This window comes from Pseudomonas rhizosphaerae, from assembly GCF_000761155.1.
Lineage (GTDB): Bacteria > Pseudomonadota > Gammaproteobacteria > Pseudomonadales > Pseudomonadaceae > Aquipseudomonas > Aquipseudomonas rhizosphaerae.
The window spans coordinates 296,836-313,035 of sequence record NZ_CP009533.1 but is presented as its reverse complement, the minus strand read 5'-3'; the positions used below and the strand labels follow the sequence as shown (position 1 = coordinate 313,035).

Sequence of the window (16,200 nt, the reverse complement as noted above, 5' to 3'; positions counted from 1 at the left end):
CGACAAGCGCAGGGGCACTAAAAGCCGGGATCCACTGATGACCACTCAATCGACCGCAACCCATGTTCCATTGGCCAAGCCCAAGCGCGGCCCCTGGAAGGAAATCATCGCCGCCAGTATCGGCAATGCTCTGGAGTTCTACGACCTGCTCATCTACGGCTACTTTGCCGTGGTCATCGGCAAACTCTTTTTCCCTTCCGACAACGAAACCACTTCATTACTACTGAGCGTGGGTTCGTTCGGCATCTCGTTTTTGATGCGTCCGCTGGGCGCGATGGTGTTGGGTTCCTACGCTGACCGGGCCGGACGCAAGGCTTCGCTGACGATGTCTATCCTGATCATGATGGTAGGCACGGCAATGATCACCTTCACGCCGTCTTATCAGCAGATAGGCGTGGCCGCACCGCTGATCATCATCGTTGCGAGGATGCTCCAGGGATTTTCAACGGGCGGCGAGTTCGGCGCAGCGACGGCGTTCATGGTGGAACACGCCGAAGCCAAACGCCGCGGTTTCTTTGCCAGCTGGCAGTTATCGACCCAAGGACTGGCGACCGTTCTGGCCGCTGGCGTCAGCGCATTGCTAAGTTACGTGCTCACGGACGTGCAACTCAGTGACTGGGGCTGGAGAGTCGCCTTTGGCGTTGGGCTGCTCATTGGTCCTGTAGGCTTTTATATCCGCAGCCAAATCGACGAGACACCGGATTTTCAGAAAGTGGCCGCCGATACCCCCAAGCGAACGCCCTTGCGCGATGTGCTGGTCACCGGTCGTGTCAGTTTGATCCTGGCAATTGGTGTAGTCGCCGGCGCCACTGCATTCAACTACGTCCATAAGCTCTACATGCCGACGTACGCGCTGAAGCAACTGCACATCACCGCGACTTCGTCCTACATGGGCGCACTGGTAACAGGCCTGACCCTGATGTTGATGGCGCCTGTGTTCGGCACGCTGTCGGACACCTATGGACGCTTTCGAGTCCTGAGCCTTGCGCTGTTGATCACCGGCCTTTCCTCCTACCCCCTGTTCGTCCTGCTCAATGCCTACCCCACGGTCACCACCTTGCTGTGGGTGCAAGCCATCGTAGGGATCTTGATTGCCGCATGCCTTGGACCTATTCCGGCCATGCTGGCGGACATTTTCCCCACGCGTATTCGCGGTACCGGTCTGGCGCTCAGTTACAACTTTTCGGTCACTTTGTTCGGCGGCTTTGCGCCTTTGATCGTGACCTGGCTGATTGAAATCACGGGCAGCAAACTGGCGCCCAGCTTTTATGTGACCAGTACGGCGCTGATCAGTGTCGTCGCAGTTATCGTCCTGGGTCGTCGCATGCGCCGTGCCCCGGCACAGTGAACCGCACTTGACCCGATATAAAAATACGCCAGCCATCCCATAGGCCAGCCAAGTAATGTTTTATCGTTGGAGATTTCCATGAAGACCCTAGATCAAGTCCGTGCCACGCTGCAGCCCTATCCAGTGGAAGTTGAATTCCCCGATATCAGTCGCTGGCAGGCCGGTACCCATGGCATCGACTATGTGCACACTTTCGACAGCGGCCAGCCAGGCCCCCATGTAATGATCATGGCCCTGACGCATGGCAACGAAGTCAGTGGTGCAATTACCGTGGATGCCCTGTTGCAAGCAGGAATAAAACCACGCCAGGGCCGTCTGACGCTGGCGTTCGGTAACGTCGAAGCCTATGAACGCTTCGATCCCCAGGACATCGATGCCACCCGCTATGTCGAAGAAGACATGAACCGGGTGTGGCAGGTCGAACGGCTCGAGGGCGCCGAGGAATCCATCGAACTGAACCGGGCGCGCGCGTTGCGGCCGGTGATCGACAGCGTCGATCTTCTGTTGGACATCCATTCGATGCACGAAGAAGCGCCGCCGGTGATGATGAGCGGCGCGCGTCGCAAAGGGCTGGAATTCGCCGCTGCGCTGGGCGTGCCCGAGGTGGTCATCGTCGACGGCGGCCACCCCAACGGCAAGCGCATGCGCGATTACCAAGGCTTCGGTGATGCCACGCCGCATAAAAACGCGTTGCTCATTGAAACCGGCCAGCATTTTTCCCGGCGCAGCGAACGTGTGGCGCGCGATATCGCCGCGCGCTTCTTGATGGTCACCGGCGCCGTCGAGGAAACCGACGTCGCCACGTTCCTGACGCCTCTACAGCCAACACAGCAGCGGTTTTTGCAGGTCACCAACGCCGTGGTAGCCAGTACCATGGACTTCAGCTTCAGCGACGATTTTCGTGGCCTTGAGTTGATCGAAAGAGCAGGCACGGTGATCGCGACAGACGGCGATCGGGCCATTGTCACGCCTTACGACAACTGCGTGCTGGTTCAACCCTCGTTGCGTCACTTGGGCCCGGGCGTGACCGTGGTGCGATTGGCCAAGGTCGTCAATGCGCAAGACGTGCCTGAATGAGCGGAGCACGGCGCTGTTACCGCTGCACCCGAAACTGCTTCGGTGACTGCCCTGTGCCCCGCTTGAAAAACCGCGAAAAGTACGCCGGATCGGAAAACCCGAGCGTGTCGGACACCTGGCCGATGGTCATGGTGGTGTAGACCAGGTCGCGCTTGGCTTCGAGCAGCAACCGCTGATTGATCATCTGCAACGCGGAGTGCCCGGAGAGTCGTCGGCACAGGGCGTTCAGGTGCGCGGTGCTGATCCCCAACGTCGCGGCGTAGTGTTCGATGGGCAGGTGCTCGCGAAAGCGCGATTCCAGGGTCCGGGTGAACGCCTGCACGTACTCGCGACCACGGTCGGGCTGCTCGGTGCGCGCCAGCAAAGATGCCTGTTTCTGGCGACTGAGCCACACCGACAGTACCGTGATCAATGATTGCAGCATTGCATCGCGACCGGATTGCTGCTGGTTGTATTCCCGAGCAAGGGTTGAAAACAGCGTGTCCAGATAGGGGCGCTCGGTCCCGATCGAATAACACGCCGCCGTGGTCAGCACCGGGCTGTTGAGCAAGTCGCCCAGTTGCTCGGCCAAGGGTTGCGCGAGGCTGAGCACGTAGCCTTGGACATCTTCCGAAAACGTAAAGGTGTGCACGCTGAGCGCAGGAACGACCTGCAGCGAGGAAGAATCGACGTGGTTGACCACGTCCTCGACTTTCAAGCTCGCCTGCCCCGCTTGCACGTACAGCAGCTGAACCAGGTCGCTGTGCCGATGAGGTTTGATTTCCCAGCCGTGCAGCTGGCTGCGCTCGGGGATCGACTCGCAGTGAATCAGGTCGGGGGTCGGCCAGGCGCCGGTCTCCCCGTAGAGCTTGAACACTGGAACGGGTATTGCGAGCGCTTTGGACATCTTTGCCACTCCCCGGTAACGATCCACCGAAAGTCCATGGAATACGCCGGATATTGCCTTCTTATCTCGAGTTCAGTCATCAAAAATACAGGAGACAACAATAAAAATGCACTGCACGGCTTCATGGCCGCAGTCGCATACCTGAGGACTGATCTCATGAAAACCCAAGTCGCTATCATCGGCTGCGGCCCGTCCGGCCTGTTGCTCGGCCAACTGTTGCATCGCGCGGGCATCGACAACGTCATCGTCGAACGCAAGAACCCCGACTACATCCTCTCCCGAATTCGTGCCGGTGTGCTGGAGCAAGGCATGGTCGATCTGCTGCGCGAAGCCGGGGTGGGTGCGCGTATGGATGCCCACGGCCTGGTCCACGATGGGTTCGAACTGGCGTTCGACGGACGCTGTGAACGCATCGACCTCAAAGCGCTGACGGGTGGAAAAACGGTGATGGTCTACGGGCAGACCGAAGTCACCCGTGATTTGATGGAAGCCCGTGCGGCAGTGGGTGCGTTGACGGTCTACGATGCCGACGACGTTCAGCCCCATGACATGAAGAGCGACAGCCCTTATGTGACCTTCCAGCGCGACGGCGAGACGGTTCGCCTGGATTGCGATTACATCGCCGGCTGCGATGGCTTCCATGGCGTTTCACGACAAGCGATTCCGCCCGAAGCGCTGAAGATTTTCGAGCGGGTTTACCCCTTCGGGTGGCTGGGCATTCTCGCCGATACCCCGCCGGTCAATCACGAGCTGATCTACGCCAACCATGAGCGTGGCTTCGCCCTGTGCAGCATGCGCTCAGCCACCCGCACGCGTTATTACGTGCAAGTGGGCGCAGAAGAAAAGGTCGAGGACTGGTCGGACGCGCGTTTCTGGGACGAGCTCAAGCTTCGCCTGCCGCCGCACATCGCGCAGCGACTGGTGACCGGCCCGTCCATCGAAAAGAGCATCGCGCCGTTGCGCAGCTTCGTGGTCGAACCGATGCAATACGGTCGTCTGTTCCTGCTGGGGGATGCTGCCCATATCGTCCCCCCTACTGGCGCCAAGGGCTTGAACCTTGCAGCCAGTGACGTCAGTACCCTGTATCGCATTCTGCTCAAGGTCTATGGCGAAGGGCGTACCGATCTGCTGGAGCAGTACTCGCAGATCTGCCTGCGCCGGGTCTGGAAGGCCGAGCGCTTTTCCTGGTGGATGACTTCGTTGCTGCATCGCTTTCCCGACACCGATGCCTTCGGTCAGCGCATCCAGCAAACCGAGCTCGACTATTTCGTAGGCTCGGCCGCCGGGCGCCAGACCATTGCCGAGAACTACGTCGGATTGCCGTATGAAGAAATCGAATGATGGGCTGATCCGATCTCGGACATAACAAGCTGGCTGCGCCTGGTGCACACGCAGATAGCTGAAAGGCTTTATCCCTCGATTACGGGGAATGTAACCGTGAACTGGCTACCCAACCCGGCACCCTCACTGTGCGCAACGATACTGGCGCCGTGTGCATCCACCAGTTCCCTGACTACGGTGAGCCCGATGCCCAAGCCCGAGCCATCGAAACCGATGGCTTCGACGTCCTGGACGTAAGGATCGAATATGCGCGGAAGTATGCTTGCAGGTATGCCGATGCCATTGTCCGAGATAATGACGCTGAGATACTTTTCAGCCTCGATGCAGCTCAGTGTCACCGTGCCGTTTCGGGGCGTGTATTTCGCGGCGTTGGTTATGATATTGGTGAAGATCTGCATGATGCGAACCTTGTCACCGCTTACCATGACCACACCCGGCGGAATCGAAACTTCAAATTCCAACTTTTTCGACGACACCAAAGATGCGCAATTGGCTACTGCATCCGCGAGGACGGAAACGATATCTACTGGTGTGCGATTCAAACTCAACTTGCCCGTACTCACACGGGAGATGTCCAGCAAGTCTTCAATCATCCGCGAAAGATGCTTGACCTGACCTTCAATCAGCGTACACATCTGCGGAACATTGTCACTGGGTGTCTGGCGCATGCGCTGGGCGAGCAAAGTGATCGGCGTCAGCGGGTTGCGCATTTCGTGGACCACCGAAGCCAGCGCATTCTTCTGTTGCGACAGTGATTTTTCGGCATCGGCCTGGAGCTTTTGCGCGCGCAGCGCAGCGAGTACCAGGTGCTCGTTGGCTTCCTGCATCTCTTGATGCAAGCTTCGGAGCGTCATCGGTTCGAATTCCGACGGAAGATCGGGCGTAACCAAAGCGGCGCGTATGAGCCGTTGATTGGCTTCGACCAGCAGCTGTATGTGTACGCCATTGCCCGCCGCCGTTTCAGCCTCGAGCAGCTCTCGTTGCAGGGCGGCCAAGTGGGCAAGAACATGGCGCTTTTTCTTGTGGTCCGTCGGAGTCAGCCTGTGAGCATCCTCCTTGTCGTCACGCTCGTTTGTGTCATTCGAGTCATTCACCAAGGCCTCTCATGAGATATCTTCTCCAGAATGTGACATCGAATAACGCCGAGTCGGTCGACCACCGAGCAGTCCCTCCTGACCTTGAACCCTGCCGCCAATTTGCACGCCGTTATCATCGATGCGATACATCCGTAGCTCATCGGAATGCGCGCTTGCCCGTACTTTGACGACCGCCATGATGCGCTGCAGGCGACTGTCGACTTCTATATAACGTTGCACAATGATCGCATCGGTTAGAAACGCCGTTCCGTAAGGGCTGAAGCGCAGATCGTTGTAACGGTCTTCCAGCTCGGACGTCATGAGCACGGTCACTCCCGTTCCGGTGAGAGCACTCACCATGCGGGACAAGGACTCCCGAAAATCCTCGCGAAACGCGGGTGCAACCGCCAGCTCGAAACCTGACAACGAGTCGATCACGACGCGGGTCGCGCCCAGTCTCTGGATCTCGCTGAACAACTGCTGCACGATTTCGTCGATGGACAGATCCGGCACACGCCTGTCGACCACACCCACCTGATCGTTTTTGATCAATCGGGTCAGCTCCAGGCTGCGCAAGTGGTTTGGCCTTTGTTCGAAAACGGCTATCACGCCCTTCTCGCCACACCGCGCGCCTTCCTCGAGAAACGCGGCGGCCAGCAGACTCTTTCCTGAGCCCGAAGGCCCTGCAATCAACAGCGAATATCCCTGCGGGAGCCCTCCCCCGAGCATGTCGTCCAAGTGGGTCACGCCCATGCTCAACCGTTGCGAGGGCGCACCGTGAAACAGCTCATCACTTTGCTGAGTGCCCACGGACGCAGGCGGAAATACAGTGACGCCGCTTTCCGCGATCCGGAAGGTATGCAACCCCGGCAGCGTCGGTTGCCCGCGCATCTTCATGATTTCCATCTTGCGCACCATCGAGTTGCGCTGCACGCTTTGTCGAAGCCAGATCAATCCGTCTGCAACGGTAAAGATGGGGTTGCTGTCGAGCTCGTTGAAGTACTCGCCCAGAAGGAATGTCGTTGCCTGCCAGGTGGTCATCAACATGCCCAGCTGTTGCACGAACTGCGGCAAGTTATTGTTGGGGTTGCATTCAGTTTCGCTGGCCAACACCACGGATCGGAACGAGTCCACGAACACCAACGCGGGCGCATGGGTTTCCACTTCGCTGACAATGCGCCGAAGCACTTCGTCCAGATCCCCGGCCAGCGTATCGTCTGCAAGGTTCACGTAGCGAATCGAAGTATTGACGGCGCTTTCGTCAAAGAAGTCGAACTGTTGCTGATAGCGCAACATTTTGAGCGGTGGCTCACCCAGCACCGTGAAGAAAATGGCCGGACGTTCAGGCGTTGCCAAGGCAAACATCATTTGATGGGCAAGTGTGGTTTTCCCGCATCCGGGTGGACCCGCGATCAAGTTGAACGAAAACTCGGGCAGCCCCCCTCCGAGGATTTCATCAAAGCCTGGCACGCCGGTCTTCAGGCGGTTGATGGTTACTTTGGTACTCATTGTGGTGTGTCCTGCGAAACTGAGCCGCTAAGAAAGTTTCCCCACACGTCCAGTAGCAATCGTGCAGCGAGTGATCGTCCGATCAGGGTGGCGAGGAGCTCATAGAATGTTTTCAGCAATTGCTCGCTAAAACAGACTGCATCGGTTTTTTCCTGCTCGCTTAAAATGGAGCGAAATTCAGTCAAATTCATGGCTACCGCGAGCCCTTTATATCTATCTGCATATATCGGATGTGTTGACATGCAAAGAAACAGACTTCGCCGATATAAGGCAGCAACGCCTTTGGGTCCGATGATGGGCGTAAGGGCGGCATTTATATCTTCGAACATGGAGATAATCGCACTAGCGACTTGAGAGCGGTCAACGAGGCTACCTACCCGATACGCCAGGGCTGCTGCGATTTTTTGGCTCGCTCCGCTTTCAGGTGACATGAGGGTAAATTCTGATAAATGTGAACTGAGGGTACACCTTTCAAAGCTCCCCGGCAGAATTAAGTTCTTATACAGGCTACACTTTCATGTATACGAATCTGCCTATTGTTGTACAACAATGAGCGGGAAGAGACGTCTGCGCCTTAACGTTTATTACATGAGGTTTCCGCAAGAAGAGGCTTTTACAACGTTCGTCTTTCAAGCCCGTAGGTATGTGCATGCCGCAAACCAAGGTGTGTTGCCAGATGAGCTGTGAGTGCAGCCCGGCAACAGATCGGTCGAAATCGGGTCAAGACTTGCTTTGAATGACCGATAACCTCACATGGCCACCCTGCCCTACGAGCGCACCCATGTCAGTCATCCCCACGCCGCATCTTGAGCGGAGCAACCTCTACGCCCTGCTCGCTTTCTACCTGCTGTCCATTTTCTTCCTGGCAGTGGCATGGGAGTTCAAGCTTGAAGCCACTGTCATGTGGGTCCTCAACCTGCCCTACGACGGGGATTTCGAAACCAGCGAGCGCTGGCGCTTCGTTCTGACTTCAACCGGGTTTGCCGTGTTCGCGATGGTCATGCCCTTCGTTCTCCTCAAGCGCCTGATTGCCCGCCTGCACTTGAGCTACAACAACCTGGTGCAGGCCCAGGCCTACAGTGATTCGCTGGCTCGCCACGACCCGCTTTCGGGCCTCCTGAACCGTCGCGTCTTTCACGAGCAACTCGCGGGACGGCTGGAGCAGCCTGGCAAGGAAACGGCAGTGTTTCTCATAGACCTGGACAGGTTCAAAGTCATCAATGACACCTATGGTCATGCTGCGGGTGACAGTGCCATCTGTGCAGTCGCCGATTGCCTGCGTGAAGTCACCAGTGGCTGGCACGCAGCTGTAGCACGATTGGGAGGGGATGAATTCGCCCTGGCGGTGACGGGTAATTTTTCCCGCCACGAGCTGGCGACGCTGGCAGAAAATATTCTTGCCAAGATCGCTAGTGGAATCACCGAGCTGCCAGGCTTGGCCTTGGGCGCGACGTTGGGTATCGCTGTTTCACCGCAGGACGGTACGGCCGCCGAGACGTTGCTGCAGAGAGCCGACGGAGCGATGTACCGAGGAAAGAAAAGCGGCCGCGCTGTGTTCCACTTCTATGAAGCCAGCTTCGAAGAAGCGCAACGCGAGCAGATGCGATTCGAGCAAGAGCTGCGCCAAGCCATAGAGAAGCAACAGATCCAGCCATTCTACCAGCCCATTGTCAGCCTGCCCGATCAACGCCTGGCGGGGTTCGAACTCCTGGCTCGGTGGATACACCCTGAACGCGGCATCATCATGCCGCAGGATTTCATACCGCTGACCGAAGAGCTCGGTTTGATCAAACCATTGACCGAGAGCCTTTTGATTCAAGCCTTTGCGCAAGCGCGAGAATGGCCACGCGCCTTGACCTTGGCGATTAACGTGACGTCCTCGATGATCGAAAGCAGCGAGTTTCCGCAATGGCTGGAGCAGATCACGCGGCAAGGCAACTTTCCGTTGGCTCAGCTGGAAGTCGAAGTCACCGAGAATGCACTCATCGCCAATATGGGAAGTGCCCGAATGAACCTCGAACGGCTGCGTGAGATGGGTGTAGGTGTCGCTCTGGACGATTTCGGCACGGGTTATTCGGGCCTGTACCACCTTACTCAGTTGGCCATCGATAAAATCAAGATCGACAGGTCCTTCTTCGACACTTCCCTGAAGAACCAAAGCGACATGGTCAAAGCCGTCCTGGCCCTGGGCAAAAGTTTGCACATGCAGATCACAGCCGAAGGCGTGGAGCATGAGCAACTGGCTGAGTGGCTGGTCAAACATGAGTGCGATTTCGCCCAAGGCTATCTGTTCGGACGAGCCCTACCCGTTGCACAGATCACGGCATTGATAGGGGCGGATGGCGTTAACGGCCCACTTAGAGCGTAACTGGCCCGGGGGTCGGTACGAAAACTGCATCTGTCAGTTTTGCCGACAATCCTATGACGCCTTTATGAAACTACGTCACTTCACTCCAGCCAGACTTTCGCCGTCGTCGCTGAAAAAAGCCTTGATGGGCTTTATTGCGCTGGTCTGCCTATCGTTGATTCTGGCTACTGCCTGGCAGATGAGCTTGTCCAGGGAGGAACGGCTGGCGACTGCGAAAGTGGCGGTGTCCAACATCGTTCGTGCCGCGGAACAGCAAGCGCAGGATACCGTCCGGCAGGCTGACAATACCTTGCGTGACCTTGTGGAGCGCGTTGAGCACGACGGTCTTGCCGCAGGCGAGCGCATTCGGTTGGCAACGCTGATGGCGCAAAACGTGACGAATGTCGAAGCGATCCAGGGGCTGTTCATCTTCGACGCCCAAGGCAACTGGGTAGTCAATTCCTTCTCGCAAGGGCTGCGGACGAACAACAACGGCGACCGCCCTTATTTCATCTATCACCGTGACAACGTCGACCGATCCATTCATATCGGCTCCATCGTGAAAAGTCGCCTCACAGGGGATATGGTCATCCCCATCAGCCGACGCATCAACAATGCCGACGGCACGTTTGCCGGCGTGGTGTTGGCCACTGTGCCTGTCGCCTACTTTCAAACCTTCTTCGAACGCATGGACGTGGACGATCAAGGCGTAATTTTCCTGGCGCTGAACAACGGTGATCTGCTGGCTCGACGTCCCAGCTTGACCGCGTTGATGACCACCAATCTCGCCAAAGGCGAGATCTTTTCGCACTATCTTCCCCAGAGCGACAGCGGCATCGCCGTGACCAGGTCCGTGGTGGATTCGGTGGAAAGAATCTATGCCTACCGACGCGTCGCCGGCCTGCCGATGGTCGCAGCGGCCGGTGTGTCTTCCCAACACGTACTCGCTCCGTGGTGGGCCTACGCCTATCGGTCGATGGGCTTGCTTGGCTTGATCTGCCTGGCGCTGATAGCGTTGAGCGTCTTGTTGTACAAGCAGATCCAGCAACTGATCACGGCGGAAAGCGAATTGCAGAACGCCCAGGATGCGCTGGAGATCATCGCGCAGACTGACAGCTTGACGCAGCTGGCGAATCGACGCCGCTTCGACGTTGCCGTGCAACAGGAATGGGGACGCGCCAGTCGGAATCGCTCGACGCTTGCGATCATCTTGTTGGACATCGATTGGTTCAAGCAGTACAACGATCAATACGGGCACATCCGCGGCGATGACTGCCTTGTGCAGGTGGCCGGCCTGATCGGCGCCGCCGTGCATCGGGCGGGTGACCTTGCGGCGCGCTATGGCGGTGAAGAGTTTGTGATTCTGTTGCCTGAAACGGATTTCGCCGGCGCGCTGAGCGTGGCCGAAAAGGTCAGGCAGTCGATCGTCGATGCCTGCATAGAGCATTCAGCCAGTCCGCTGGGCAATGTCACGGTCAGCTTGGGCGTGGTGGCGATCAATGCACCGAAACAAGACGCCTACACCGCCGCTCTGAAAGAAGCGGATCGTCTTCTTTACCGTGCCAAGAACCGAGGCCGGAACCGCGTCGAAGCGAACGAGCTGCTCAGTGCCCAGGCAGGCAACGCATACGCCACCTGCCTGGTGCCTTAGCTCATTGCCGACGGGCGTGCCGCCGATGGCAACAGCTCTGCCCTTCACACCTTGAAACGTCTCACGACCGCTATCAGATTGTCGTTGGACGTCGCGAGCGCCGATGTACTTTTCTCACTCTGAGCACCACCGGCAACCAGCTCGTCGACTATTTGCCGCACCGCGACCATGTTGCGGTTGATCTCTTCGCTGACTGCACTTTGCTCTTCAGCCGCAGTGGCGATCTGGGTGCTCAAATCGTTGATGCGCACCACCGACTCGGTCATGCCATCCAGGCCTTCGTTCACCCTGGAGGTCTTGTCGACCGTGGCCTGGCAACGTTCCTTGGTATTCTCCATCGCCACGACTGCCGCACTCACGCCCTGCTGCAGGCGCGTCAGCATTTCATTGATTTCCGAGGTACTGGTCTGGGTACGTCCGGCCAGTGCCCTGACTTCATCGGCCACCACCGCAAAGCCACGGCCTTGCTCGCCTGCACGCGCCGCTTCGATTGCAGCGTTGAGCGCCAGTAGATTGGTCTGCCCGGCAATATCACCGATCACGCCGAGCACGGAGTTGATGCGCTGGGCATCGTGTTCCATTGCCCGGACCTTGCTGGTTGCCAGTTCAACTTCTGAAATCAGTTCGCGGACACTGCTTGAAGCGTCTTCGACCACCACTTTGGAATGCCGCGCCTTCTCACTCGCCACCTGGGTCATGCTCGCCGTTTGCGCCGCATTGCGGGCGACGTCATCAGCGGTAGAGCTCATCTCGGTGATCGCTGTCACCGCTTGATCGGTTTCACTCGCATGGCGCGTGAGAATGCTGTTGGTGCCACGGGATTGTCCGCGCAACTGCTCGATACCCTCGGCGATCAGCGAAGAGGAGTCCGACACTTCACTGATCATCTTCTGCAGGTAAACGATGAAGCGGTTGATGGAATGGCCTACCGCGCCCACTTCGTCTTCGGCGCGGATCACGATGCGCTTGGTCAGGTCGGCATCACCGGCCGACAACGTATCGATGTTGCTCTTGAGCACTGCCAAGCGATTCATCAGCTGCCTGAGGGCAAAGACGATCACCAGCAGCATGATGATCACCATCGGGATCTGCAGCATCGCCAAGGTCTTGAGCACATGGCTGCTCTGCGCCGTCAGCACCTCGGTGGGCTGCGCTACCGCCATCTTCCATGGCGTGCCTTCCACGGGCAGAAGGAACAGGGTGTACTCCTTGCCACTGCTGCCGATGAACGTCGAGCGCATGCCACCGGGGGTTTTCAGCAAACCCTGCAATGCGGCAGCGAAGGGATACTGGCCGGCCAGATCGCTGAGATTCTTGAGTACGTTGTTGCCTGGAATTTCCGGTTGGTTGCTCAGCACCTTGCCGTCGCTTTCGACGATCATCAACTCGGCGTTGATCTCGCGCTCTTTCTGGGCAATCAGGTCATTGAAGAAACCCAGGGTCACATCGATGGTGGCCACGCCATAGGCGGCGCCATCCTTGGTGATGGCCATGGCGCAGTTGGTGCGCGGCTCGGGGCTGGCGTCGTCTTGATACGCTGCGGCCCAGTTGCACTGCCCCGCCGGAGCCTTGAGGCCGCCCAGGTACCAGGACTGCTCGAAGTAGTTCTGCGACTCCGGCGAATTCCAGTGCGTATTGACGATGAGCTTGCCGCTGGCATCGCGATGATAAAACGTACTGTGCTTGGCCCGACCCTCGGTACGCTTGTTCGGCAGGGGCCAGATCCCGCCGCCGAATACCTTCAGCTCTGCGTACTGATTGACCATGCTCGGTAGCAGGCGGTCGATACTGTCGCTGTCCAGTTGCGGAACCGTTTCGGTGATCACACGCTGCTGCGCCTGCACCCGTGCCAACTCGCCCTTGATGACGGCACTGATTTCGCCCGCTTCGGTAACCAGTTTGCGTTCATCGGTGCTCGTCAGGCTGGGTGTGATGAAGTAACTGATTCCAACCGCAGTCAACACGGCGACCAGCAGAACAAAGCCTACGAATGTAGCGGTATAACGAGCTTGAATGGTCTGCAGCATGATGGGTGCATCCGCGATGTGGAGGATTGTTAATCTTGTTGACTTGTATCGGCGCGGAACACTTTTGCATGAGTGGCAAACCCATTAGGTAGCGGATTTCAAGGTGATCGCCATGAGTGATCGACAAACCGCTTGGAACGTTTGATCGCAGACTACAATTGTCAACTTCAGAGAGACGGAAAAGGCTATTCGAGCGTATTTATCGCATCCCATGCAGGAATTAATCTGAGCTCCGGTTGAACGACAACCGAATCCCAAACCCTCAGCTCAAAAGGATTTTCCCATGACCAACGCCACCTACAATCGCCTGAACAAAGACGACGCCATCGTACTGCTGGTCGATCATCAAACCGGCCTGATTTCGTTGGTGCAGGACTTCTCGCCCAACGAGTTCAAGAACAATGTGTTGGCCCTGGCTGATCTGGCCAAATTCTTCGAGCTGCCCACCATCCTCACCACCAGCTTCGAGCAAGGCCCCAACGGCCCCCTGGTACCGGAGCTCAAGGAGATGTTCCCCGACGCGCCCTACATTGCCCGCCCCGGCCAGATCAACGCGTGGGACAACGAAGATTTCGTCAAGGCGATCAGGGCCACCGGCCGCAAGCAGATCATCATCGCCGGCGTGGTCACCGATGTGTGCGTCGCATTCCCGACCCTGTCGGCGCTGGCGGAAGGGTTCGATGTATTCGTGGTCACCGATGCCTCCGGTACTTTCAATACCACCGTGCAACAGGCCGCCTGGGCCCGCATGAGCGCGGCAGGCGCACAGCTGATGAACTGGTTCTCGGTGGCGTGCGAGCTGCACCGCGACTGGCGCAACGACATTGAAGGCCTGGGCAACCTGCTGTCCCAGCGCATCCCCAACTACCGCAACCTGATGAACAGCTACTCGGCGCTGACCGCCTCCAAGGCGAATTGATCCGGGCCGCACCTGTGCAGCCAACGATCACTTGAATATAACGGTGAAGGGCGTACACTCAACCTTAACGAATAACGTTAAGCATTCAAGCCATGATCCGAAGCTTTGCATGTGCCGACACGGAAGCGCTTTTTACCACTGGCAGAACCAGGCGCTGGCCCGACATCAAGCAAGTCGCAGAGCGAAAACTGGCTGCACTGGATGCAGCAAACGAGCTTCGAGACTTGCGGTCACCGCCTGGAAATCGACTTCACTCCCTAGAGGATGACAGACGGGGACAGCACAGCATTAGTATCAACATGCAATGGCGAGTCTGTTTCACATGGACCGAAAGCGGCCCCGAAAACGTTGAAATTGTCGATTATCACTGAGGTGCATCATGTTCAAGAATGGCATGCGTCCGGTACATCCTGGCGAGGTTCTTCGCGAGGACTTCCAGAGCGAGATGGGCTTTAGCGCTGCTGCCTTGGCCCGTGCTTTGAATGTCTCCACGCCCACCGTAAATAACATTTTACTTGAGCGCGGCGGCGTTTCTGCTGACATGGCTCTGCGATTGGCCATCTGCCTGGATACAACTCCAGAGTTCTGGCTCAACCTACAAACAGCGTACGAGCTACGCAAGGCAGAGCAAGAGCACGGAGATGAGATCGCCGCTGCGGTACATCGCCTGGTTGCCTGAGCGCGAACTCAATGCCCGCCGAGTGTGGGCGTTTTGCGCATAACCTTACGCAAGATACGGATTGTCGATAAAAGCCGACATAAACCAGATCCTCGGGCCGCAAGTCTGTAGACCTGGTTTTTTTATTCCGGGACATCTGCGCGCACTGTCATCAGGCATACGAACGTCGACCTACTTGTACGATGTCTTATCAGAGGGTATTACTGCACATCCAGAAAAATAAGATCATGGAGATCGCCCAGATGGACTCGTCACTGCCTGCCTGCCCCGAAACCTTCCCGATTGAACGCAAACGCGCCAGTGGCCCGTGTGTTTTGCGCGATGAAAACACTTTGTCCGTCGTCGAATCGTGGGTCACCCCATGAACGCACCCGCCGCGCGCAACGTGTCGCAGTTTCTATCCGACCCTAAAATCGTACTGCTTCTAGCCACTCTGTGCTGTGCCCTGTGGGGCAGCTCTTACCCGGCGATCAAGAACGGGTATGAAATGCTCCAGATCGCCCCGCACGACGTGTCGTCCAAGCTCATTTTTGCAGGCTATCGTTTCTTGCTGGCCGGCCTGTGCGTGTTGCTGCTCGCCGCCATCATGGGCAAGCCGGTCTTGCGCTTGAGCCGGCACACGTTTGGCCAGGTGGCCCTGCTGGGTGTCATGCAAACCGGCCTGCAATACGTGTTCTTCTACATTGGCCTGGCGTTCACGACGGGCGTCCGCGCCTCGATTCTGAATGCGACCACCACCTTTTTCAGCGTGCTGCTGGCACACTTCGTCTACCAGAACGACAAACTGTCCACGCGCAAAAGTGTGGGCTGCCTGCTCGGCTTTGCCGGTGTGTTGACAGTCAACGCCGGCGCGGGCCCACTCGATGCCTTGCCGTCCCTGCACGGTGAGGGCTTCATTGTGATTGCCGCGTTCGTAGTGTCGGCCGCGTCCATCTATGGCAAATACGTCTCCCACCGCATGGATGCGATGGTGATGACCGGTTGGCAACTGGCTATCGGCGGCATGGCCTTGCTCATGGGCGGCTACGCCACGGGTGGCACTCTGGGTCAGATGACACCGGCATCCGCCCTACTGCTCGCCTATCTGGCCCTGTTGTCAGCGGTGGCGTTCACGCTGTGGAGCCTGCTGCTCAAATACAACCCGGTCGGCAGGGTCAGCGTGTTCGCTTTTCTGGTGCCGGTGTTCGGCGCCGCACTGTCGGCACTGTTCCTAGGCGAGAGCATTTTCGAGTGGAAAAATCTGGCAGCGCTGGTGCTCGTGTCCGCGGGTATCGGGCTCGTCACACGAGCGCAGACGCCTCGGATCGTGGCATCCAAGGCGAGCTAGTGGCGAGCGACGG

At 57.8% G+C, this 16,200-nt stretch carries 14 protein-coding genes; 9 read left to right on the top strand and 5 right to left on the bottom strand.

The genetic code is table 11. From position 1 onward, the window contains the following. Positions 1–70 precede the first annotated feature (70 nt). A complete protein-coding gene (locus LT40_RS01445; protein WP_237749277.1) occupies positions 71–1,348 on the top strand; it encodes an MFS transporter in 1,278 nt (425 codons plus the stop codon). Between the two features lie 78 nt (positions 1,349–1,426). After that, positions 1,427–2,425, top strand: coding sequence for a M14 family metallopeptidase (locus LT40_RS01440; protein WP_043185552.1), 999 nt, complete (start codon positions 1,427–1,429; stop codon positions 2,423–2,425). A 16-nt stretch (positions 2,426–2,441) separates the two neighbouring features. Here the strand turns inward: LT40_RS01440 and LT40_RS01435 are convergent, their stop codons facing one another. Continuing rightward, positions 2,442–3,311, bottom strand: coding sequence for a helix-turn-helix domain-containing protein (locus tag LT40_RS01435; protein WP_043185550.1), 870 nt, complete (start codon positions 3,309–3,311; stop codon positions 2,442–2,444). Between the two features lie 156 nt (positions 3,312–3,467). Between LT40_RS01435 and pobA the strand changes: the two genes are divergently transcribed. Then, positions 3,468–4,652: a 4-hydroxybenzoate 3-monooxygenase gene (gene pobA, locus LT40_RS01430; RefSeq protein WP_043185549.1), complete on the top strand. Its 1,185-nt coding sequence runs from the start codon at positions 3,468–3,470 to the stop codon at positions 4,650–4,652. 68 nt (positions 4,653–4,720) lie between these two features. Here pobA and LT40_RS01425 read toward each other — a convergent pair whose 3' ends face one another. The 3 genes from LT40_RS01425 to LT40_RS21040 are packed head-to-tail and all read right to left on the bottom strand — an operon-like array spanning position 4,721 to position 7,668. Next, positions 4,721–5,746 (bottom strand): sensor histidine kinase, encoded by a 1,026-nt coding sequence (locus LT40_RS01425; RefSeq protein WP_148308498.1) that lies wholly within the window; start codon positions 5,744–5,746, stop codon positions 4,721–4,723. 9 nt (positions 5,747–5,755) lie between these two features. Further along, positions 5,756–7,237, bottom strand: coding sequence for an ATPase domain-containing protein (locus LT40_RS01420; RefSeq protein WP_043185547.1), 1,482 nt, complete (start codon positions 7,235–7,237; stop codon positions 5,756–5,758). After that, on the bottom strand, positions 7,234–7,668 hold the full coding sequence (locus LT40_RS21040) for a hypothetical protein (protein WP_237749276.1): 435 nt from the start codon (positions 7,666–7,668) through the stop codon (positions 7,234–7,236). The genes LT40_RS01420 and LT40_RS21040 overlap by 4 nt, the downstream gene beginning before the upstream one ends. A gap of 350 nt (positions 7,669–8,018) precedes the next feature. On the opposite strand from LT40_RS21040, the gene LT40_RS01415 reads away from it, so the two are divergent. Both LT40_RS01415 and LT40_RS01410 read left to right on the top strand, forming a co-directional pair. Further along, positions 8,019–9,605, top strand: a complete 1,587-nt coding sequence (locus tag LT40_RS01415) for a putative bifunctional diguanylate cyclase/phosphodiesterase (protein WP_043185544.1) — start codon at positions 8,019–8,021, stop codon at positions 9,603–9,605. A gap of 64 nt (positions 9,606–9,669) precedes the next feature. Then, positions 9,670–11,235: a sensor domain-containing diguanylate cyclase gene (locus tag LT40_RS01410; protein ID WP_043185541.1), complete on the top strand. Its 1,566-nt coding sequence runs from the start codon at positions 9,670–9,672 to the stop codon at positions 11,233–11,235. 44 nt (positions 11,236–11,279) lie between these two features. On the opposite strand, the gene LT40_RS01405 is transcribed toward LT40_RS01410, so the two are convergent. Beyond that, positions 11,280–13,262 carry a methyl-accepting chemotaxis protein gene (locus tag LT40_RS01405; protein WP_043185537.1) on the bottom strand — a complete coding sequence of 661 codons (1,983 nt, stop codon included), beginning with the start codon at positions 13,260–13,262 and terminating at the stop codon, positions 11,280–11,282. Positions 13,263–13,545: 283 nt separating this feature from the next. Here LT40_RS01405 and ycaC point away from each other — a divergent pair, with 283 nt between their 5' ends. From ycaC to LT40_RS01390, 4 genes are all read left to right on the top strand, one after another. Continuing rightward, entirely contained in the window at positions 13,546–14,181 is a 636-nt protein-coding gene (ycaC, locus tag LT40_RS01400; RefSeq protein ID WP_043185534.1) for an isochorismate family cysteine hydrolase YcaC, read from the top strand. 92 nt (positions 14,182–14,273) lie between these two features. Beyond that, positions 14,274–14,552 (top strand): type II toxin-antitoxin system RelE/ParE family toxin, encoded by a 279-nt coding sequence (locus LT40_RS21035; RefSeq protein WP_084139697.1) that lies wholly within the window; start codon positions 14,274–14,276, stop codon positions 14,550–14,552. An 8-nt stretch (positions 14,553–14,560) separates the two neighbouring features. Then, the gene (locus tag LT40_RS01395) at positions 14,561–14,860 is read left to right on the top strand and encodes a HigA family addiction module antitoxin (protein WP_043185531.1); all 300 of its coding nucleotides are present in this window, start codon (positions 14,561–14,563) and stop codon (positions 14,858–14,860) included. A gap of 361 nt (positions 14,861–15,221) precedes the next feature. After that, a complete protein-coding gene (locus LT40_RS01390; protein ID WP_043185526.1) occupies positions 15,222–16,187 on the top strand; it encodes a DMT family transporter in 966 nt (321 codons plus the stop codon). Positions 16,188–16,200 lie beyond the last annotated feature (13 nt).